Annotated in this window: 14 protein-coding genes; 10 read left to right on the forward strand and 4 right to left on the reverse strand. The window is 59.1% G+C overall.

Going from position 1 to position 16,566, the window contains the following annotated elements; genetic code table 11:
* The first annotated feature begins 19 nt into the window (after window positions 1-19).
* From AC5E6W_RS21425 to AC5E6W_RS21445, 5 genes are all read left to right on the forward strand, one after another.
* Complete coding sequence (locus AC5E6W_RS21425) at window positions 20-583, forward strand: carbohydrate binding domain-containing protein (protein WP_491754380.1); 564 nt, start codon at window positions 20-22, stop codon at window positions 581-583.
* A gap of 174 nt (window positions 584-757) precedes the next feature.
* Window positions 758-1,834: an alpha/beta hydrolase family protein gene (locus AC5E6W_RS21430; RefSeq protein ID WP_491754381.1), complete on the forward strand. Its 1,077-nt coding sequence runs from the start codon at window positions 758-760 to the stop codon at window positions 1,832-1,834.
* A gap of 98 nt (window positions 1,835-1,932) precedes the next feature.
* Window positions 1,933-3,600: an exosortase J gene (gene xrtJ / locus AC5E6W_RS21435; protein ID WP_491754382.1), complete on the forward strand. Its 1,668-nt coding sequence runs from the start codon at window positions 1,933-1,935 to the stop codon at window positions 3,598-3,600.
* Window positions 3,601-3,762: 162 nt separating this feature from the next.
* On the forward strand, window positions 3,763-5,478 hold the full coding sequence (locus tag AC5E6W_RS21440) for an NHL repeat-containing protein (RefSeq protein WP_491754383.1): 1,716 nt from the start codon (window positions 3,763-3,765) through the stop codon (window positions 5,476-5,478).
* Window positions 5,479-6,102: 624 nt separating this feature from the next.
* Window positions 6,103-6,333: an ArsR/SmtB family transcription factor gene (locus AC5E6W_RS21445; RefSeq protein ID WP_491754384.1), complete on the forward strand. Its 231-nt coding sequence runs from the start codon at window positions 6,103-6,105 to the stop codon at window positions 6,331-6,333.
* 20 nt (window positions 6,334-6,353) lie between these two features.
* On the opposite strand, the gene AC5E6W_RS21450 is transcribed toward AC5E6W_RS21445, so the two are convergent.
* The 4 genes from AC5E6W_RS21450 to AC5E6W_RS21465 form a co-directional block, all read right to left on the reverse strand.
* On the reverse strand, window positions 6,354-7,022 hold the full coding sequence (locus tag AC5E6W_RS21450) for an ROK family protein (RefSeq protein ID WP_491754385.1): 669 nt from the start codon (window positions 7,020-7,022) through the stop codon (window positions 6,354-6,356).
* Window positions 7,023-7,082: 60 nt separating this feature from the next.
* Window positions 7,083-8,069 (reverse strand): phosphogluconate dehydrogenase (NAD(+)-dependent, decarboxylating), encoded by a 987-nt coding sequence (gnd, locus tag AC5E6W_RS21455; protein WP_491754386.1) that lies wholly within the window; start codon window positions 8,067-8,069, stop codon window positions 7,083-7,085.
* 84 nt (window positions 8,070-8,153) lie between these two features.
* Window positions 8,154-9,560, reverse strand: a complete 1,407-nt coding sequence (gene zwf, locus AC5E6W_RS21460; protein ID WP_491754387.1) for a glucose-6-phosphate dehydrogenase — start codon at window positions 9,558-9,560, stop codon at window positions 8,154-8,156.
* Window positions 9,561-9,651: 91 nt separating this feature from the next.
* Window positions 9,652-11,499 carry a hypothetical protein gene (locus tag AC5E6W_RS21465; RefSeq protein WP_491754388.1) on the reverse strand — a complete coding sequence of 616 codons (1,848 nt, stop codon included), beginning with the start codon at window positions 11,497-11,499 and terminating at the stop codon, window positions 9,652-9,654.
* Window positions 11,500-11,737: 238 nt separating this feature from the next.
* On the opposite strand from AC5E6W_RS21465, the gene AC5E6W_RS21470 reads away from it, so the two are divergent.
* From AC5E6W_RS21470 to AC5E6W_RS21490, 5 genes are all read left to right on the forward strand, one after another.
* Window positions 11,738-12,142 (forward strand): hypothetical protein, encoded by a 405-nt coding sequence (locus AC5E6W_RS21470; protein ID WP_491754389.1) that lies wholly within the window; start codon window positions 11,738-11,740, stop codon window positions 12,140-12,142.
* Between the two features lie 23 nt (window positions 12,143-12,165).
* Window positions 12,166-12,600 carry a universal stress protein gene (locus AC5E6W_RS21475; protein ID WP_491754390.1) on the forward strand — a complete coding sequence of 145 codons (435 nt, stop codon included), beginning with the start codon at window positions 12,166-12,168 and terminating at the stop codon, window positions 12,598-12,600.
* A gap of 95 nt (window positions 12,601-12,695) precedes the next feature.
* Entirely contained in the window at window positions 12,696-13,772 is a 1,077-nt protein-coding gene (locus AC5E6W_RS21480; RefSeq protein ID WP_491754391.1) for a VTT domain-containing protein, read from the forward strand.
* Window positions 13,765-14,895, forward strand: coding sequence for an HlyD family secretion protein (locus AC5E6W_RS21485; RefSeq protein ID WP_491754392.1), 1,131 nt, complete (start codon window positions 13,765-13,767; stop codon window positions 14,893-14,895). Before AC5E6W_RS21480 ends, AC5E6W_RS21485 begins: the two co-directional genes overlap by 8 nt.
* 17 nt (window positions 14,896-14,912) lie before the next feature.
* Window positions 14,913-16,502 (forward strand): MFS transporter, encoded by a 1,590-nt coding sequence (locus tag AC5E6W_RS21490; protein WP_491754393.1) that lies wholly within the window; start codon window positions 14,913-14,915, stop codon window positions 16,500-16,502.
* Window positions 16,503-16,566 lie beyond the last annotated feature (64 nt).

Here is a 16,566-nt window from a genome sequence, read left to right on the forward strand (position 1 = left end):
TGTACTAAGGAGAGATACGATGAACGCTTGGTTTCGCACAGGTGTAGCAACAATGTGCCTTGCTGTCGTGGGCCTTCAGGCGCCGCAGGCAATGCATGCGCAGACGCAATCGGTAGTCCCCGCTTGGGATAGGAATCTTGTCCAGAACGGCGACTTTTCAGCGGACGGCGGAAGCCTCGATGGCTGGACCTCCAACCAGGGCTTTACCAACTTCTTCTGGACACCGCTCTTCGACGGAACAAACTACTACGCCTACAACGGCTGCGCCGGCGCAGCCTGCATCACGGGCGATGCGACAGACCAGAACGAGCTTTCCCAAACGATCCAGACGATCCCAGGCCTCGTGTACAAAGTGACCTTCACCTATGACGGTGGAGCGGGCGGCGTCAACGAGCTGAAGGTTCTCTTCGGCGAGAGGACGATTGAGGACATCGTCAACGTGAACGCGGGTTCGAACGTCTACACGGTGACCGTTCGCGCATTCCGTTTCGATACGAAGTTGAACTTCCTTGGCCGTCAGGATAACTCGTTCGCGCTCCTGAGCAATGTGAGCGTGCGCCTCGACCTGCCTCGCATCCTGTAGTCAGGAGCATGGCAGAGCAGCGAGACGGAGGATGATCGAATTACGCTCGGACGATCGATCGTGGTTCGGTTCACTCCACGATAACAATGGGGATGCAAGATTGATGGCAGACGGTGAAATCGGTCTAGGCTCCCATTGATGATGCCCCTTGCTTGGGGAGCTATGCGAAAACGCATGGCTCCCCTACTTTTGCAGGGGGCACAAGACTTGAAATTCGTCGACCTTCGTTTGATTGCTGGAGCTTATATGAAGCGTTTTGTTCTTTGTGTCTGTATCGTTTCCATGATCTCTACGAATGCGTGCCTAGCACAGGCACGCAATCTCGTTCAAGAAGCAGGAGCCGCCGCCCCAACGAGCTCCACGGAGACAGCACGACAGGAAAATTGGACAGAGCTCAATGCGGAGAAGGCGGGGCTGAATAAGTCGCTCATTAAGGTCATGGTTCTGGGGAAGTCTGACTTTCCCGGCTATTCCAATGAGCTCGTCCGCGTACAGTGGCGGTCGAACGATCCCATCGATCTGTATGTATTGATGCCTCATGGCGTTGTGAAGCCCCCAGTAATCATCTATCTATATAGTTTCCCGTCTGATACAGACCATTTCACGCAGAAGGCGTGGGGCGAGTTTGTTACGAAGGGAGGGGTCGCAGCGGTTGGGTTCGTCTCCGCAGTAAATGGGCAGCGATACCACACGCGGCCAATGAAAGAGTGGTTTGTCAGCGAACTGCAAGAGTCTCTCGGTGTTTCCACGCACGATGTTCAGATGGTACTCAACTACCTCGCGATGAGGGGGGATCTGGACACAACCAAAGTGGGTATGTTGGGAGAGGGATCGGGAGGGTCTATCGGGATCCTGGCGGCAGCCACGGACTCGAGGATTGCATTTGTCGATGCGATCAATCCCTGGGGCGACTGGCCGGACTGGTTGAAGGAATCGCCAATCATTCCGGAAGGGGAACGCGCGCGATACCTTACGCCGGACTTCCTTGCCAAAGTCGCCAAGCTCGACCCGATAGCTTATCTGCCGCAATTCGCCCCTGGACGGCTGCGCGTCGAGCAAGTCATCGGAGATCATTCCACCCCGAAATCCGCCCAGAAGCAAATCGCTTCAAGCGCTCCGGCATCAAGCTCCGTCCAGTACAAGGACATGGACGCCGAGATTGAAGCATGGACGAAACAGGATTGGTGGCTGAAAGAGAAATTGCTTTCGACCACGGCTCCTCAGGTAAAGGCTGAGAGTGACACGCGCTGAAAATATACCCCACTGCGACTAAGGTTCAAGGAATTCGCCGTATGGTTTCAACGCTGCACTCCTTTGTGTCTGACAAACTTTCGTGGTAAAGGAGTTTCATGTCCCTGCTTCGCCTCCCCGCCTATCGCCCCGGGCAAGAGTGTTCTATCTCCCCAGATAGGTCGGATGATCCTGTCTCGCGGCAGCTGGCCGAAATCGCCCCGCAAAATAGGACCTGGCTCATAATTGCGCTAACAAGTGCGTGCGGGTTGATCCTGCTCTATCCTCTCCTTCCGCAACTCTGGGATTTGTGGATGGGCGACCCGCTGCGCTCAATGGGGATGTTTCTTCCCCCGATCAGTGTGATCCTGACGCTGCGCGTATGGAGGCAGGAAGGTTGGCAACTGTGCGGAACGTGGTGGGGATTTGTGCCTCTGCTTCTATCAGTGGCATTCGCTGAATTGCAGGTCAATATGGTTGCGAGGCTCCATATAGGATCAATGCTTGGCCTCTCGCTTATCCCCGGTGGACTGCTGTGCTTCTCTTACGGCTCTGGCGTCGTCCTGTTGTTTGCCGGCTTTCGAGTTTGGCGAAAAGCTCTATTTCCCTTGGCCCTCCTACTGCTCGTTAACCCGCTGCCTTCGACCGCAGCCACGCTTATTGATATGCCACTGCAGCGGGCGGCGGCTCACATAGCCCGCCGGTTTGCGACCGCAATCCACTTCGTTCCAAGTAATACACAATTGCAATTAATGTTCTCACCAGACTTCGGACTCTTCATCGCACCAGGGTGTGACGGCATGCGCGGGGCGGTCACGCTGGGTTACATCGCACTGATTATCGGATACTGGAAGCGTTTCTCTTTCGTGCGTTGGGCTACGGTCACAGCGGGAGCGGTGCTACTTGGGCACCTCTTCAACTTGCTGAGACTGTGTACGCTTGTGCTGTACTATCGTGTCGCGATCGGGCACTCCTGGCTGCAAAGCATAGCGAAGCAAGCCGACTACGCCATTGGCTCGTGCCTCTTCTTGGTCGCTACTACCGTGTTCCTAAGATTTGTGCTCCGGATGGAAGGGCGAGACAGCAAGTCAAAAACTGAGCCTGTCCTACAGCATGTGAACGAGCAGAGCGAGCCGAGTCCGATTGGCGGACGAGCATTTGCTTTCGTCTCTCTTATTCTGGCCTCTATCGCACTGTATGGGGTTCAGATGGCGGCCCAGCCGCATCCTTCGCCCGAGTTTGTCGCCGGCCACCGATTACCTTCGAGTTTTGGCGACTACGAATTGCGCCGGACGTGGACTGAAGAGAGTGGAGACACCACCGTCCTCGAGGACGGTGCGTATGTCTCTCGGAAGACAGGGCGCGAAGTTGTGCTCGCGGTATGGATCGCCCCCTTCTTTCACAATGCTCAAGAGTGCATGCTCGGCTTCGGCCTCGATCCGCAGTCGCGCTCTCCCGAGAAAATTTCGACACTAGGGAGGACGATAGCCTTTGATACCGCTACGTATCGCAATGGCAGCAATGACATGATTCTCGCGACCGCGGGATGCACGCCTTTTGGCTGCACGGAGCAATCTCGTACGACGGCCGGAGCCTGGATGTCCTTTGCGCCTCCTGATCTGGGGTCGCTCGGCGGAGTGAAAAGGCGGGCCGTTCCAATGTTAGTCCGCATCGAACGGCCTCATGAAGGGCCCGATGCTTCGGTTGCTCAGAAGGAGTTATCGACCGATCTCCTGGATTTCATGAGCCATGTAGATTTTCTCGAACTTAGCAGAGACTTCCAGTAGGGAGATATGAGTTCGGTGAAAAATAGAAAGTCTGGGCCGTGGGCACATCTTGGCTCGATACTATGGTTAGGCGGCGTCGCCTGCATCCTCACGGGCTGCGGCTCGGGGACGCAATCCATCATGCTTCCGCCACAGAACGGTGTCTCATTTTCCGGAAGGCTCATGAGTGGCCAGCACCCCATCGCGAACGCTACGGTCCAGATGTATGCGGCCGGAACGACAGGCTACGGCGCCGGGGCAACTTCGTTGTTAGATACTCCGACGAGCTCGGCAGCGGACGGCACTTTCTCAATTGGGTCAACGCACATGTGTCCCGCCGCTGACAGCGAAATTTATGTGACTGCCACCGGTGGAACTGTTGGACAGAGCACAGAAGCTGGCGGCGCACAGATGGTCCTGTTGTCAGTGCTGGGACCGTGCAACAGCATCACGTCCTCTACATCCGTCACAATTAACGAGGTGTCCACTGTGGCGGCGTCTTATGCGCTGGCGGGGTTCGTGGGGCCGGGGGCGCAGATTGGAACAAGTCCCGCGAATTCTCGCGGCCTCGCAAATGCGTTTGCGAATGTCGCGAACCTGATTGATCTGTCTACAGGCACCGCTCCTGGTAGGAATGCTCCGGCCGGGGCAGTTGTGCCTGTAGCTAAGCTCAATAGCCTGGCGGGAATACTGTCTAACTGCGTGAGTTCGGTGGGCGGTGCGATTTGCGACTCACTGTTTGCAGGGGCGGCTTCTGCTGCCGGGATCGTGCCGTCGAATACGCTCGATGCCATGCTTAATATCGTCCGCGATCCAGAGAAGAATGTGGCACCAATCTTTGCCCTTGCACCGGCGTCCTCGCCCTTCCAGCCAGTTCTAAAGGACGCGCCGCCGGATTGGACGATGGCGGTTAGTTATTCTGGCGGTGGGCTAAACGGTCCAGCGGCCATCGCACTTGATTCGACTGGGAGCATTTGGGCAGCGGACTATTATGACGCTGTGACAAAACTCGCCCCGACGGGGGCTCCTCTTTCCCCGGCGGCAGGATATACAGGTGGCGGGCTGTCTGAGAGCTATGGTTTAGCTGTGGACGCCAACGATAATGTGTGGGTCAGCAACGAGGCCAGCTCATATCCGGTGAATGGAGGAAAGGGCAGCGTCACGGAGCTCAGCTCGTCGGGGCAATTTCTTTCTGGCGCGAGCGGCTACTCCCAGGGAGGAGTCGATTTTCCAGACGCCCTGGCAGTGGACAGCAATGGCTACATATGGGTAGCAAACGATGGGAATTCGTCAGCTTCGTTGCTGAACGAGAACGGTGTGGCTGTCTCGGGGAGCGCTGGATATGGCTCAGGCTCGATGTCATTTCCAGCAGCCGTCGCCATCGATGGAAACCACAACGCCTGGTACGCAAATCAAGGTTCGAGCACAATCACCGAGATCTCGGCATCGGGATCAGTCTTGCGTACGGTCTCATGCTGCGAGGCTGCATCTGGCATCGCAGTTGATCAGTTTAATAATTTATGGGTGGCTAATTACTTTGGCAACAGTGTGAGCCAGGTAACAACTTCCGGTACGCTCGTATCGAGCGGATACACCGCAGAGAGCGTGAATCATCCCAATGGAATCGCCGTCGATGGTGCCGGAAATGTTTGGGTAACCAATAACGACAGTAATTCGATCGCAGAGATTTTGGGAGCATCGACCCCGAAGGTAGGAACGGTCGCCGCCCCGGCGAAAGGGTATGGTTCGGACGCAGGACTGAACGAGCCCTATGGAATCGCGATCGATGCGAGCGGGAATGTCTGGGTATCGAACTTTGCCTCGAATACGGTGACGAACTTTCTTGGGCTCGCTACTCCAACGAAGACCCCCTCCGTTGGACTCCCTGGATTGCCGTAACGCCACGTACACGTGTGATCGAAGTCAGTGGACAACTCAGAGGGCATGTCCATGTGGATCGTGGCGATAAAAATGTCCATGCGGCGGCCTTTACGCGCAACGTCCTGGCCCTAACGATGGGCGTGTCGTCGCAGAGTTTCCGGTTCGGAACTCTTCTACGCATCCAGACGCTCAACAAGATCATCCTTCAGGAGTTTGCTCTGGCTGCTTGGACGGTCGGTTGCTCCGACCCCAACTTCCTTGACCTGTCCATGGGGCAGCGTGCCTGTTCCACCTGGTCGCAATGCTATCGAGGTCCGTTCCGATCACCCCTTTACGCACATTCAGTCCATCTCCTTCAAGATCCCTTGAGCGTGGTGTGTTGATCTGTGGCATTCGCATTGGACTCAACGGGGGTCAGGGTTGAATCTGCTGAATTGCGATGCGCTCGAAAGGAGTTATTGCCAGCCGCCACCGAGTGCGATGTTGAGCAGATGTCTGTCGGCGTGGTGGCAATGGATGCGGAGCCAAGAATGAGGATGAGGATCGACGTTACAATGAACGTGTAAGGGCGATCGAGAGCAAGACGAACTATCCACATGACGGCATCTCCACTTCGCGTGCTTCCTGTGCGAGCATTTCGATGTGCATCGGTTCGCAATTTACTCGCAGATTGCCCAGAGCGGTGAGTTGTTCTGCGGCGAGATGTGCGCGAAGCATACGATCTCTCCAGGCACGCTCTCCCACCACCTCAAGATCCTGACCGAGTTGGGGCTTATCACATCTCGCAAGGAAGGGCTGAACGTCTTGTACCGGGTTGTGCCGGAGACGTTTGCCGCATACCTCAAGTACCTGACTGGGATGGCCGCGAAGTAACGGCAACCGCCATGGGCGGGCTATTGGAATTTGTAGCCGCTACGCCAGAGTGTGAAACCACCCTTGAAGGCATTCTCGTTGGCGCCGAGTGAGACGCCGTCGGGAAGAGGATCAACCAGAGCTGCGTTGCCGCCGCCGAGCACGACGTAGTCGCTCTCCAGGGCCGTGCGCAATGTCTGCGTGACCTCCAGGACATGCTTTAGCCATTTCTTGCGGCCAAGTCGGTTCAATCCTGCAGCCCCGAGATAGTCCTCGTACGTACGACCCTTTTTCCATGGGAGGTGCGCCAGTTCCATCGGCTGCACTGCTCCTTCGACAACCATGGCCGAGCCAAGCCCGGTGCCGAGGCCGAGGAAGAGCATGCGACCGTTGCGATAACTTCCGAGTGCCTGCATTGCGGCATCGTTGAGGATGCGAACCTTGCGACCAGAGAAGGCCTTCTCGAAGTTGAAGTTCACCCAGCCGGGTGCGAGGTTATACGGTTCGTGCAAGATCTTGTTGTGGATGACCGCGCCAGGGTAGCCGAGGCTGACGCGGTCATAGTCCCACTCCTCGGTCGCTTTCAGCAGCGCGGCCATCATGCTGGCGGGGGTCATCTTCGGGCCGGAATCGAAGCGGACGGGCACGCGCTGTTTGTGCGTGCGGAACTTGATGTGGCTTCCGCCGATGTCTACGACGAGGACATTCATTCGCTAATCCTTGAAACGAGGCTTGCTCTATTGTGCCCCGGACCATGGCATCCGCCATGGCTACTTTTCCTTGTGCCCACCAAACTGATAGCGCATCGCGGAGAGCAGCTTGTTGGCGTAGGTTCCGTTGGCTCGCGAGTAGAAGCGGGCGAACACGGCGGAGCTGAGAACGTCGACGGGTACACCTTCGTCGATGGCGGCGATCAATGTCCAGCGGCCCTCGCCGGAGTCGGATACGTGACCATCGAAGCCGTCCAGGTCGGGCGACTCCGTGAGAGCTTCGGCGGTGAGGTCGAGTAGCCATGAGGAAATCACGCTGCCGCGACGCCACACCTGCGCGATTTCAGGCACTGATAGATCGTACTGGTAGTACTCCGGATTCTGGAGCGGTGCAGTCTCGGCGTCGGTCTCGGACTTTGCCTTGCCGACGTTGGCGTGGCGAATGACATTCAGGCCTTCCGCGTAAGCTGCCATCAGCCCATACTCAATGCCGTTGTGGACCATCTTGACGAAGTGCCCTGCACCCACGGGACCGCAGTGGAGATATCCGAGCGGAGCTGTGGAACCGGTGGCGGTTTCACCGGCACCGGGAGACAACGTGGCGAAGACGGGCTCGAGATGCTTCACGATGTCGTCGTCGCCGCCAATCATCAGGCAGTAGCCGCGCTCGAGGCCGTGAACGCCACCACTCGTTCCGACATCGATCCAGAGCACGCCGGACTCTCGAGCGCGAGCTGCATGCTTGAGGTCATCGATGTAATACGAGTTGCCGCCATCGACGATCACATCGCCGGCCTTCAACAGGGGAAGCAGCTTCTCCAGCATGCCGGAGACGAAGCCGGCTGGAATCATGAGCCAAACGACCTTTGGCGTGGGAAGCTTCGCAACGAAGTCTTCCAGGGTGAACGCCATCGTGGCGCCCTCTTTGCCGAGGGCTTCGATGGCGGCCTTGCTGACGTCGTAGACCACGCAGGTGTGTCCGCCCTTTGTGAGCCGGCGAACCATATCGGCCCCCATGCGTCCCAGTCCAATCATTCCGATTTCCATGAAGCACTCCCGGTAGATGTCGTTCTTGCGTTGGATGCATGAAGAGCTTTTGAGGCTCTCCGTGTCATTTCAATCGTGAGCCCGTTATGCGGAACCTGTGCGAGACCAATGGATTTCTTCCAGTTCGGGTTGTGGGTCGGCCCATCCGCCATCGGGTGCGATGGTCGTGCGCATCGCATCCGGGCCCCAGGTGTGGGGTGCGTAAGAGATGGGCGGGGTTGCAGGGGTGAGGACATTCTGGACGATGCGCCACGCTTCCTCGACGGCGTCCTGTCTCGCGAACAATGCGGCATTGCCGTGTTGTGCGTCGGTCAACGCGCGTTCGTAGGCTTCCATCTCCTCAGGAGCGGGATGGCGACTGGCCATCATCTCTACGGGGATGCGAACGTTCTCGTCGCTGAGGGAGCCTGCCGCGACGGACATGGCGATCGTCACCTCAGGACTGACGCGGAAGCGGATGGTGTTTTGCGGAGCTTCAACGCCATTCCACTGAGCCGGCTTGCGCAGTCGCACAACGACCTCGGTGCATGTGATGGGCAGATTCTTGCCGGCGCGAATGAAGAAGGGAACACCTTGCCAGCGGTCGGAGTCGATCTGCAGGCGGACTGCCGCAAAGGTCTCCGTCTCAGATCCAGCGGCTACTCCAGGTTCCTGCAGATAGCCATCGAATTGCCCACGGACGATGTCGCTGGACTGGAGCTCGGGGATTGCCTTGAGGACCTTGACCTTCTCATCACGAAAGAACTCGCTGTCCTTGCCGCCTGGCTTCTCCATGGCAAGGTTGCAGAGGACCTGGAAGAGGTGGTTCTGGATGACGTCACGCACGGTGCCGGTCTTGTCGTAGAAGGAGCCTCGCCCCTGCACGCCGAAGTCTTCGGCCATGGTGATTTGCACACTCTCGATGTGATTGCGATTCCACAATGGTTCCATGAAGCTGTTGGTGAATCGGAACACCAACATGTTGAGTACGGGCCGCTTGGCGAGATAGTGATCGATGCGGAAGATCGAGGATTCTGGAAAGCGCTGCAGCAGTTGGGTGTTGAGGATGCGAGCGGACTCGAGGTCGTGCCCGAATGGCTTCTCGACGATCACACGGCTTCCGTTGGTGAGGCCAGCCGCGCCAAGGTGCTCCACCACGGTGCCGAAGAGCAGCGGCGGAATCGCAAGGTAGTGAGCGGGGTGCTGTGCGGAGCCAAGCTCAGCCTTGAGTTGGGTGAAGGTGCCCGCGTCGGAGTAGTCGCCATCCACGTAACGGAGCAGGGGACGTAGAGTTGCCCATGCGTTGGGATCGAGTCCGCCGTGCTCGGTGAGACTGGCCTCGGCTCGTTGCAGAAACTGCTCGTGGTTCCAGCCGGACTTTGCCACGCCGATTACGGGATGGGAGAGTGTGCCGCGTTTCACCATTGCTTGCAGGGCAGGGAAGATCTTCTTGTAGGCTAGATCGCCGGTTGCACCGAAGATGACCAGCGCGTCGGATTGAAGTTCACTCACATTGCCTCCGGGGAATGGTAGACGGCTGAGCGTGACAGGCGGCGTTGGAGGAGGGAAGGTCAGCAACGGTTAGCTAACGGTGAGGTGGTGCTTAATTGTTTCGGGTGGCGAAGTCATGAGCGGGGGATACGCCCTCGACGAGTTGCTGGAACGTTGAGGATGGTCGGATCGGATGGAAGCGTGGATCGACCTGCAGCCAGATCATCTCGGCTTCGTGCTCCGCGATGCCTTTCTCCAGCAGATCGCAGCAGCCAGCCTCATCGCCCAACGCCAACGCCAGTAGGGCGAGGCGACAGGAGCTGACCCGCGTGGCCGGACCGAAGAGCCCGTAGGTCGTGGCAATCTTCGTGGCGCGCTCGAGGTCGCCGGAGAGCGCGAGGATCTCTGCAAGCGCTGTGAACAACAGGCTGTGAGGCTGGTTCTCGGCTTGAATCTCGTCGACCAGGGCCTGCGCCTGCCTATTCAAGCCGAGATGCGCAAGCGAAAGTCCCTTCATGATCTTAGATTCGAGAGGAACGGCTCCATAGCGGCCGCGAGTCGTCGGGCTGGAGAGAAGTTCCTCAAAGCGGCCAGCGAGGTGAAGGAACTTTGCGGACGCTACCTTTTGCCGGTAGGAGAAGGGGTCGATGCGATTCGCAATGGCAAGATGCTCCGCACCCTCTTCAAAGCGGCCTCGAACGGCGAGATAGAGCGCGTACTGCCGGGACGACGGTCCATGCACCCCGAGCGCCAGCGACTTCGCGAATTGCCTCTCGGCTGCCTCCCAGTCCCATGCCAGGGCATGGGCGGTCGCCAGGGTGCTGTAGCAGCCAAACATCTCTGCGTCGAGCTGAATCGCCTTCTCCGCTGCGGCGATGGCTCGTCCGACTACCTCGGAGGATGGCGTTGCTCCACGCAGCGCCAGGTCGAGATGACACTGCGCGATGCCGCAGTAGGAGCGGGCGAAGGGTGCGATCTCGAGCGATTCCTGGAACCGCAGCATTGCGGGCTGGATGTCCGCTGCTGAGCCCTCGTTGAGCATCGTCTCTGCCTGGATGACCAGCGGATAGATGGCCCATGCGAGAGCACCGACGTCGGCCTGATGTTTGCGTATACGCGACTGCAAGGGGCGGGCGCGGGAGATGAACGCGCTGACGATCTGTTCCTGAACCTCTGCGATGACGGTCGGATCAGCGAAGGTTTCGAATCGATGCGAGCCGGCCTGAAAGCCATCTTCGTTCACGACGCGGATGGTGACGCGCAGGAACTCGTCGTCGATGCGCACGGAGCCTTCAATGGCGCAGGTGACGCCCGCTGTCGACATCAGGCCGCGCAGATCCCAGGGATGCGACATCGCTTGCTCGACGGCAGCGGGCGAGGCAATCTTTACGCCCTCAGTGTGGTTGAACGCGTGGATCAGATCATCCGTAAGCCCCTGCGCGCATTGCGTGGAAAGCGGACGGTGCGAGATATCCACGAACGGCAGCACGGCGAGACGGACACCGTTGCCGGATGCGAGCAGGTTGCTGGACGCGGGCAGCGGAGGCTCCTCGCTGACTTCCAGCTGGGGGCTGGCGCGACGGAAGATGGGAGCGTAGTTTCCTAGGCGGTAGTAGATGAAGACGCTGCTGTTGCTACCCTCGGCTTCGTAATACTCCTTCAGCTTGGTGCGCAGACGGCGGGCTTCGGTGCGAACGATGGAGTCCTGGCTGGGATGGTACGGCGGCTTGCGATCGTAGACGGAGACCCCGATCACGTACTCCTTGAGGGAGTCTCCCTTGCCCGCGAGCGCATGCTCGACGGTGAAGCGGAGGAATCGCGCGAGGCGATCGGACTGGGAGAAGATGGAGCTCGCCAGCACCCGCTCCAGCTCAGTCCTGATCTCCTGCTCCGACGGAGGAGCAGCGTCAGTCTTCCATGCCTGCGACGATGCTCCGGGTTCCATCAGGTTTTCTGGCATGGCCTCTTCCGAGTCTCTGTGGACCGCTGGGTTGCACTGCTGCGGGAGATGTCTCCGTACAGATCAATGTAACTCTCTTACGCCAATTCGGCACGGCTCCAAGGAGGGGTGGAGTACCCGTTCGTTCTGGCCGTGACAGGGGCTGCCCCGATCGCTCACAGTGAGCTAACCGTTCCTCACTGAGTCATGGCCGCAAAGGGTGGCACTCTTTTGATGAGAGCCGCGCGAGGGTTCGAACATGGGGAACTCGGCAGTTGCGAAGATGTTGGCGATTACTTCACCTGGCAACCGTGAGTTGTTGCGGGAGAAGCTCGCCCCACTGGATAGCGGACTCGTGTGCGTTGGGACGGCGGAGGAGATTGAAGAGCTGCGGAGAGAGGGGCAGGTCTTTGAGGTCCTGCTGCTGCCCGAAGCCATGTCGGAGCTCGAATGGTGGCCGTTGTGGGGAGAACTGAGTCTGCTGAGTCCGCAGCCGTCGATTCTCGTCTATACCCGCCACCCTACCTTTCGGCTCTGGACTGCCGTGCTGGATCTTGGGGGATATGACGTGGTCTCCGAACCATTCGGAGAGAGCGAGATCAAGAACGCAGTGACCCGGGCGGCGAAAGATTATCGGGAGCGCGCAGGTTGTGAACCGCAGTAGCAACGCAGGCGGAGAGGCGAGACATGTTTCAGCACGTGGCAGTAGCTCTTGATGATTCTCCGCAGTCCGCGCGTGCTCTTCGCGCAGGCATCGAACTCGCCGCGCGTCTCGGCCTGGGCCTTTCGACGATCACGGTGAAGGAGTCGCTCCCGGCGTACACGGCTTTTGCGGCGGCGGCAGATCCGTCCGCGATACGCCAACTTCAGGACGAGCATGACCGGCACTACGAAGTGCTGATGCAGCGAGCGGCAGAAGAGGGAAGCGCGCGGGGAGTGATCGTCACGCCGTTCCTTCTCGAAGGCGACATGCTCGGGACGGTGGTCAGTGTTGTGGAGCAGCAGGGCATCGACCTCCTGGTGATCGGACTGCACCGCAGATCGCTGCGCATGTCGTCGCTTTGGAGCACGGTGTATTCGCTGGCCCAGGACTTGTCCTGCGACATGCTGGGGATTCACTAGGGTCCAGTTGTGAACGCAGTGTTACGGGGATCGGAAAATCTCCAGACCACCAACATTTAGTACGGAAAGTCTGACGCGGAACAGGTGAAGCAAACATGCCTCATGGAATGACACTGAGCTATCCGCTGATCGCGATCAGTGTCTTCGCGCGCCAGTTGTGCCTTCCCGTGCCGGCGCTCTTCTTCCTCATCGCCGCAGGCGCGTTCGCTCGTCAGGGGCAGTTGAACGTAGTCGCGATCCTCGCGGTGTCCGTGGCTGGTTGTCTGGGTGGCGACCTGGTGTGGTTCGAGGCGGGAAGACGCTGGGGACGTCGGATTCTAAGGGTCTTTACGCATCTGGCGGACGATCCGAGGCGCTCGTCGGAGCGCGCGCATGTGGTGTTTCAGCGATGGGGCCTGCGCTCACTTCTCGTGGCCAAGTTTGTGCCCGGACTCGATGGAATCACGCCGCCTCTTGCGGGACTCGAAGGCGCGAGCCGCGCAAGCTTTCTGGCCTATGACAGCGTTGGCTCTTTGCTGTGGAGTGCGGGCTACGTGTTATGCGGCTATCTCTTCTCCCATCAGGTCGACAGGATCCTCGCGTTCCTCGATGCCTCTGGGAGCATCGTGCTCGCGCTCATTGTCATCCCGCTGGTGGCCTACATCGTGTGGCGTGGACTCGCGATCCTCAGGATGGTGCGGACGCTGAAGATGAAGCGTATCTCGCCTGCCCTTCTCCATTCGCGGCTTGAGCATGGCAACGCCGTTATTGTGCTCGACCTGCTGCACTTCCAGGACGGGCTTGTCTCGGCTGCCGGGATTGAGACCGCGTTGAGGATCGATCCTGCGCGGTTGCGAAGCCCTGCGCGCGTAGTGGTCCCTGCAGGAATCCCCATCGTCCTTTATTGCGCTTCCTCCGGTCAGTTTCGCAGTGCGAGGGTGGCGATGGCGCTCAAGCGCAAGGGGCTCACGGAAGTGTGGGTGCTAGAGGGCGGCCTTGCTCGATGGGTCGAGGAGGGGTTTCCAGTGACGATGCAGCTTGCGACCGAAGACGAAATCATCCGCAGGTTAGGGTTGCAGATTCTGGAGCCTCCTGCATCGCGAGGAGTTGACGCCCCCGGGCTTGCACTTCAAACGGATGCAGCTCTAACGTCAGGGCCTCAAACCTCCAAGGAGCATCATGAGCATGCCTAAGAAGACGATCCTTATCCCTGTGGGCATCCTGGCAGCAGCCCTGGTGCTGTTGCTTACGATCACAGGGCAGTGGAATAAGTGGGTGGGTGACAGCGCCGATCAGAAGACAGACGATGCCACTCTCCGCGCCGATGTAACGCCGTTGAGCACTCGCGTCTCCGGGACCGTGAAGCGCGTCGACGTCTCCGACTATCAACGCGTGAAGGCCGGGCAGACACTCATCGAACTAGAAGACGCTGACTACAACGCTGCGCGCACGGAAGCTGAGGCCGCGCTGGCTGGTGCGGAAGCGGAGTGGCGCACGAATCAGGACGCCAAGCACATTGAGGATGAGAAGATCGTCGCTACAACGACCGCGGTGCAGCAGGCCCAGGCTGCAGTCGATGCCGGTGAGGCTGGAGTTGCCTCTTCGGCTGGGGATGACGAGCGCGCCGCAACCGACCGCAAGCGCCAGGAGGCGCTGCTTGCCGTGAAAGCAACGACGCGGCAACAGTATGATGCCGCGGTCGCTGATTCCACGCGCTTCGCAGGGATGCTGTCCGCGCGGCAGGCTGACGTTGCGCGAGCGCAGGCGGCACTGGCACAGGCCCGCGCTGCGCTTGTCGCAGAACAACGCCAGCGCGCCGCGATGGACACAAAGGACAGTGTCTACCGCGCACAAGTCGAGGCTCGGAAGGCGGCCATCACTGTAGCGACCGTCAACTTCGGCTATACGAAGATCACTGCTCCCACCGATGGCGCCGTGGGTGAGCGGCACGTTCGCATTGGGCAGCTGGTGCCGGCGGGTATGCAGGTCATCGACGTCGTCGATAGCGATCCGTGGGTGCAGGCCAACTTCAAGGAGACGCAGCTCGCTAGGATTCGCGTGGGAGATCCTGCCGACATCCAGGTCGACAGCATCCCAGGCCATATATTTCACGGCCACGTCTCTAGCCTCGCGCCGGCGAGTGGATCGCAGTTCGCGTTGCTTCCTCCGGATAACGCAACGGGCAACTACACCAAGGTGGTGCAGCGCGTTCCGGTGAAGATCGAGCTTGATCCCGGTGATAGGCCGGAAGACAGGCTCATCCCTGGTCTTTCCGTTTTTGTCACGGTCCACACTTCAGAGCGCAAGGGGCGTTAGTGGGGGACGAAGCTACATTGGCGAAGACCTATCCGGTCTATCCGATTTTGGGGATCTTCGGAGTCCTGCTCGGGGCGATGATCGCTTCCTTTGCGGGAAGGCTCCTGTCCGTGGGGCTCGCGGATCTTCGACCGGGGCTTGGTCTCAGCGTGGATCAGGCTTCGTGGACCGGAACGGCGTTTAACGCGGGCATGATGTTCATTGGCCCATTCTCGGTGTACCTCGGTGGTCTCCTGGGCGCCAGGCGCGTGCTTCTCTCCTGCGCGGTCGCGTTTTCCATCATCAGCGCCGCGCTTCCGTTCTGCACGAATACGACGATGCTCTTCACGCTGCTTGTACTCGCGGGCCTGACTGGGGGCACCTTCTATCCGCTGACGTTGTCGTTCATCCTGCGCAACATCCCCATCAAGTATGTCCTCGTCGCCATCGCGGCGTACGCCACGGATATTGTCTTCACAACCTATGTGGCGACGTCCCTTGAAGCCTGGTACATCGTGCATCTCTCGTGGCGCTGGATCTTCTGGAACAGCGTGATCCTAACGCCGGCGATGTTCTTCCTGGTTCTCTTCGGCATCCCGCGACAACCGTTGCCCAAACCGAAGCCAGGGCAGGAACCACCCAGCTGGCGGGGCTTTCTTTACGCAAGCTTTGGCTTCGCAGCGCTCTATGTTGCACTCGATCAGGGGCAACGTCTCGACTGGCTGGGATCAGGGCTCATCGTCGGATTGATTGCCTCCGCCAGCTTGTTGCTGATTGCGACGGTGGTACGCCGCCTCATGATGCCCAACCCGCTCGTGAATCTCGGTTACCTGCGAGAGCGTAACATCCTTCTGCTCGGCGCCGTCCTGATTCTGTTTCGCTTCATCATGCTGGCAGCGGTCGTGGTGGTTCCAAACTATCTGGGATCGGTGCAGAGCTATCGGCCGGACCAGACAGGAGCCGCGATGCTGTGGGTTGCATTGCCGCAGGTTGGCTTTGGCCTGCTGGCCATGTGGTTGCTGCACTACGTTGATGCGCGGATCATTCTGGCTACCGGTTTCCTGGTTGTGGGGCTCGGGTGCGCGATGAATGCAGGCGTGACGTCCGTCTGGTCGGGAGACAACTTTGTGCACTCCCAACTGGTGATCTCGTTCGGCCTGGCCTTTGCGTTCAACGGACTCGTCGGAGCCATCATTTTGCAGGTGATCAACAGCGGTGCGATTGAAGCTCCCATCAATGCGCTGACGTTTTCGGGACTTTTCCAAACGCTGCGGCTACTGGGAGGCGAGGCGGGTACCGCTCTCATGCTGCATTTCATCCCCGCACGCGAGCAGTTTCACTCCAACATGCTGGTCGACAACATCAATGCAGGAAACCCTTTGGCCTTGATGCGTCTTGGGCTTCTTCGTGCGGGCATGGAGCAGCATGCTGACGCTTTGACCGCGTCTGCGCGCGGAGCGGAGCTGTTGGGGTTGCAGGTGCGGCAGCAGGCCCTCACGCTTGCCATCAGCGATAGCTTCCGGCTTGTGGCTGTGGGCGCAACCGTCGCTATGGTGTTGATCGCCTGCATGCTGCGCGTGCCCACACAGTATCGGCAACTTATCAATGAGGAGAAGAGACCCTCATGACCTTGCAATGGAAGGACAGAACTATGCGGCATGCGCGAAGCGCTAGTACATGGCTGGGTTGGAG

The organism is Bryocella sp. (assembly GCF_058498515.1).

Coding starts and splice junctions, on each gene's coding strand:
- AC5E6W_RS21425 (WP_491754380.1), top strand. CDS start 20: ATGAACGCTTGGTTTCGCACAGGTGTAGCAACAATGTGCCTTGCTGTC.
- AC5E6W_RS21430 (WP_491754381.1), top strand. CDS start 758: ATGGCTCCCCTACTTTTGCAGGGGGCACAAGACTTGAAATTCGTCGAC.
- xrtJ (WP_491754382.1), top strand. CDS start 1,933: ATGTCCCTGCTTCGCCTCCCCGCCTATCGCCCCGGGCAAGAGTGTTCT.
- AC5E6W_RS21440 (WP_491754383.1), top strand. CDS start 3,763: ATGAGTGGCCAGCACCCCATCGCGAACGCTACGGTCCAGATGTATGCG.
- AC5E6W_RS21450 (WP_491754385.1), bottom strand. CDS start 7,022: ATGAATGTCCTCGTCGTAGACATCGGCGGAAGCCACATCAAGTTCCGC.
- gnd (WP_491754386.1), bottom strand. CDS start 8,069: ATGGAAATCGGAATGATTGGACTGGGACGCATGGGGGCCGATATGGTT.
- AC5E6W_RS21465 (WP_491754388.1), bottom strand. CDS start 11,499: ATGCCAGAAAACCTGATGGAACCCGGAGCATCGTCGCAGGCATGGAAG.
- AC5E6W_RS21470 (WP_491754389.1), top strand. CDS start 11,738: ATGGGGAACTCGGCAGTTGCGAAGATGTTGGCGATTACTTCACCTGGC.
- AC5E6W_RS21475 (WP_491754390.1), top strand. CDS start 12,166: ATGTTTCAGCACGTGGCAGTAGCTCTTGATGATTCTCCGCAGTCCGCG.
- AC5E6W_RS21480 (WP_491754391.1), top strand. CDS start 12,696: ATGCCTCATGGAATGACACTGAGCTATCCGCTGATCGCGATCAGTGTC.
- AC5E6W_RS21485 (WP_491754392.1), top strand. CDS start 13,765: ATGCCTAAGAAGACGATCCTTATCCCTGTGGGCATCCTGGCAGCAGCC.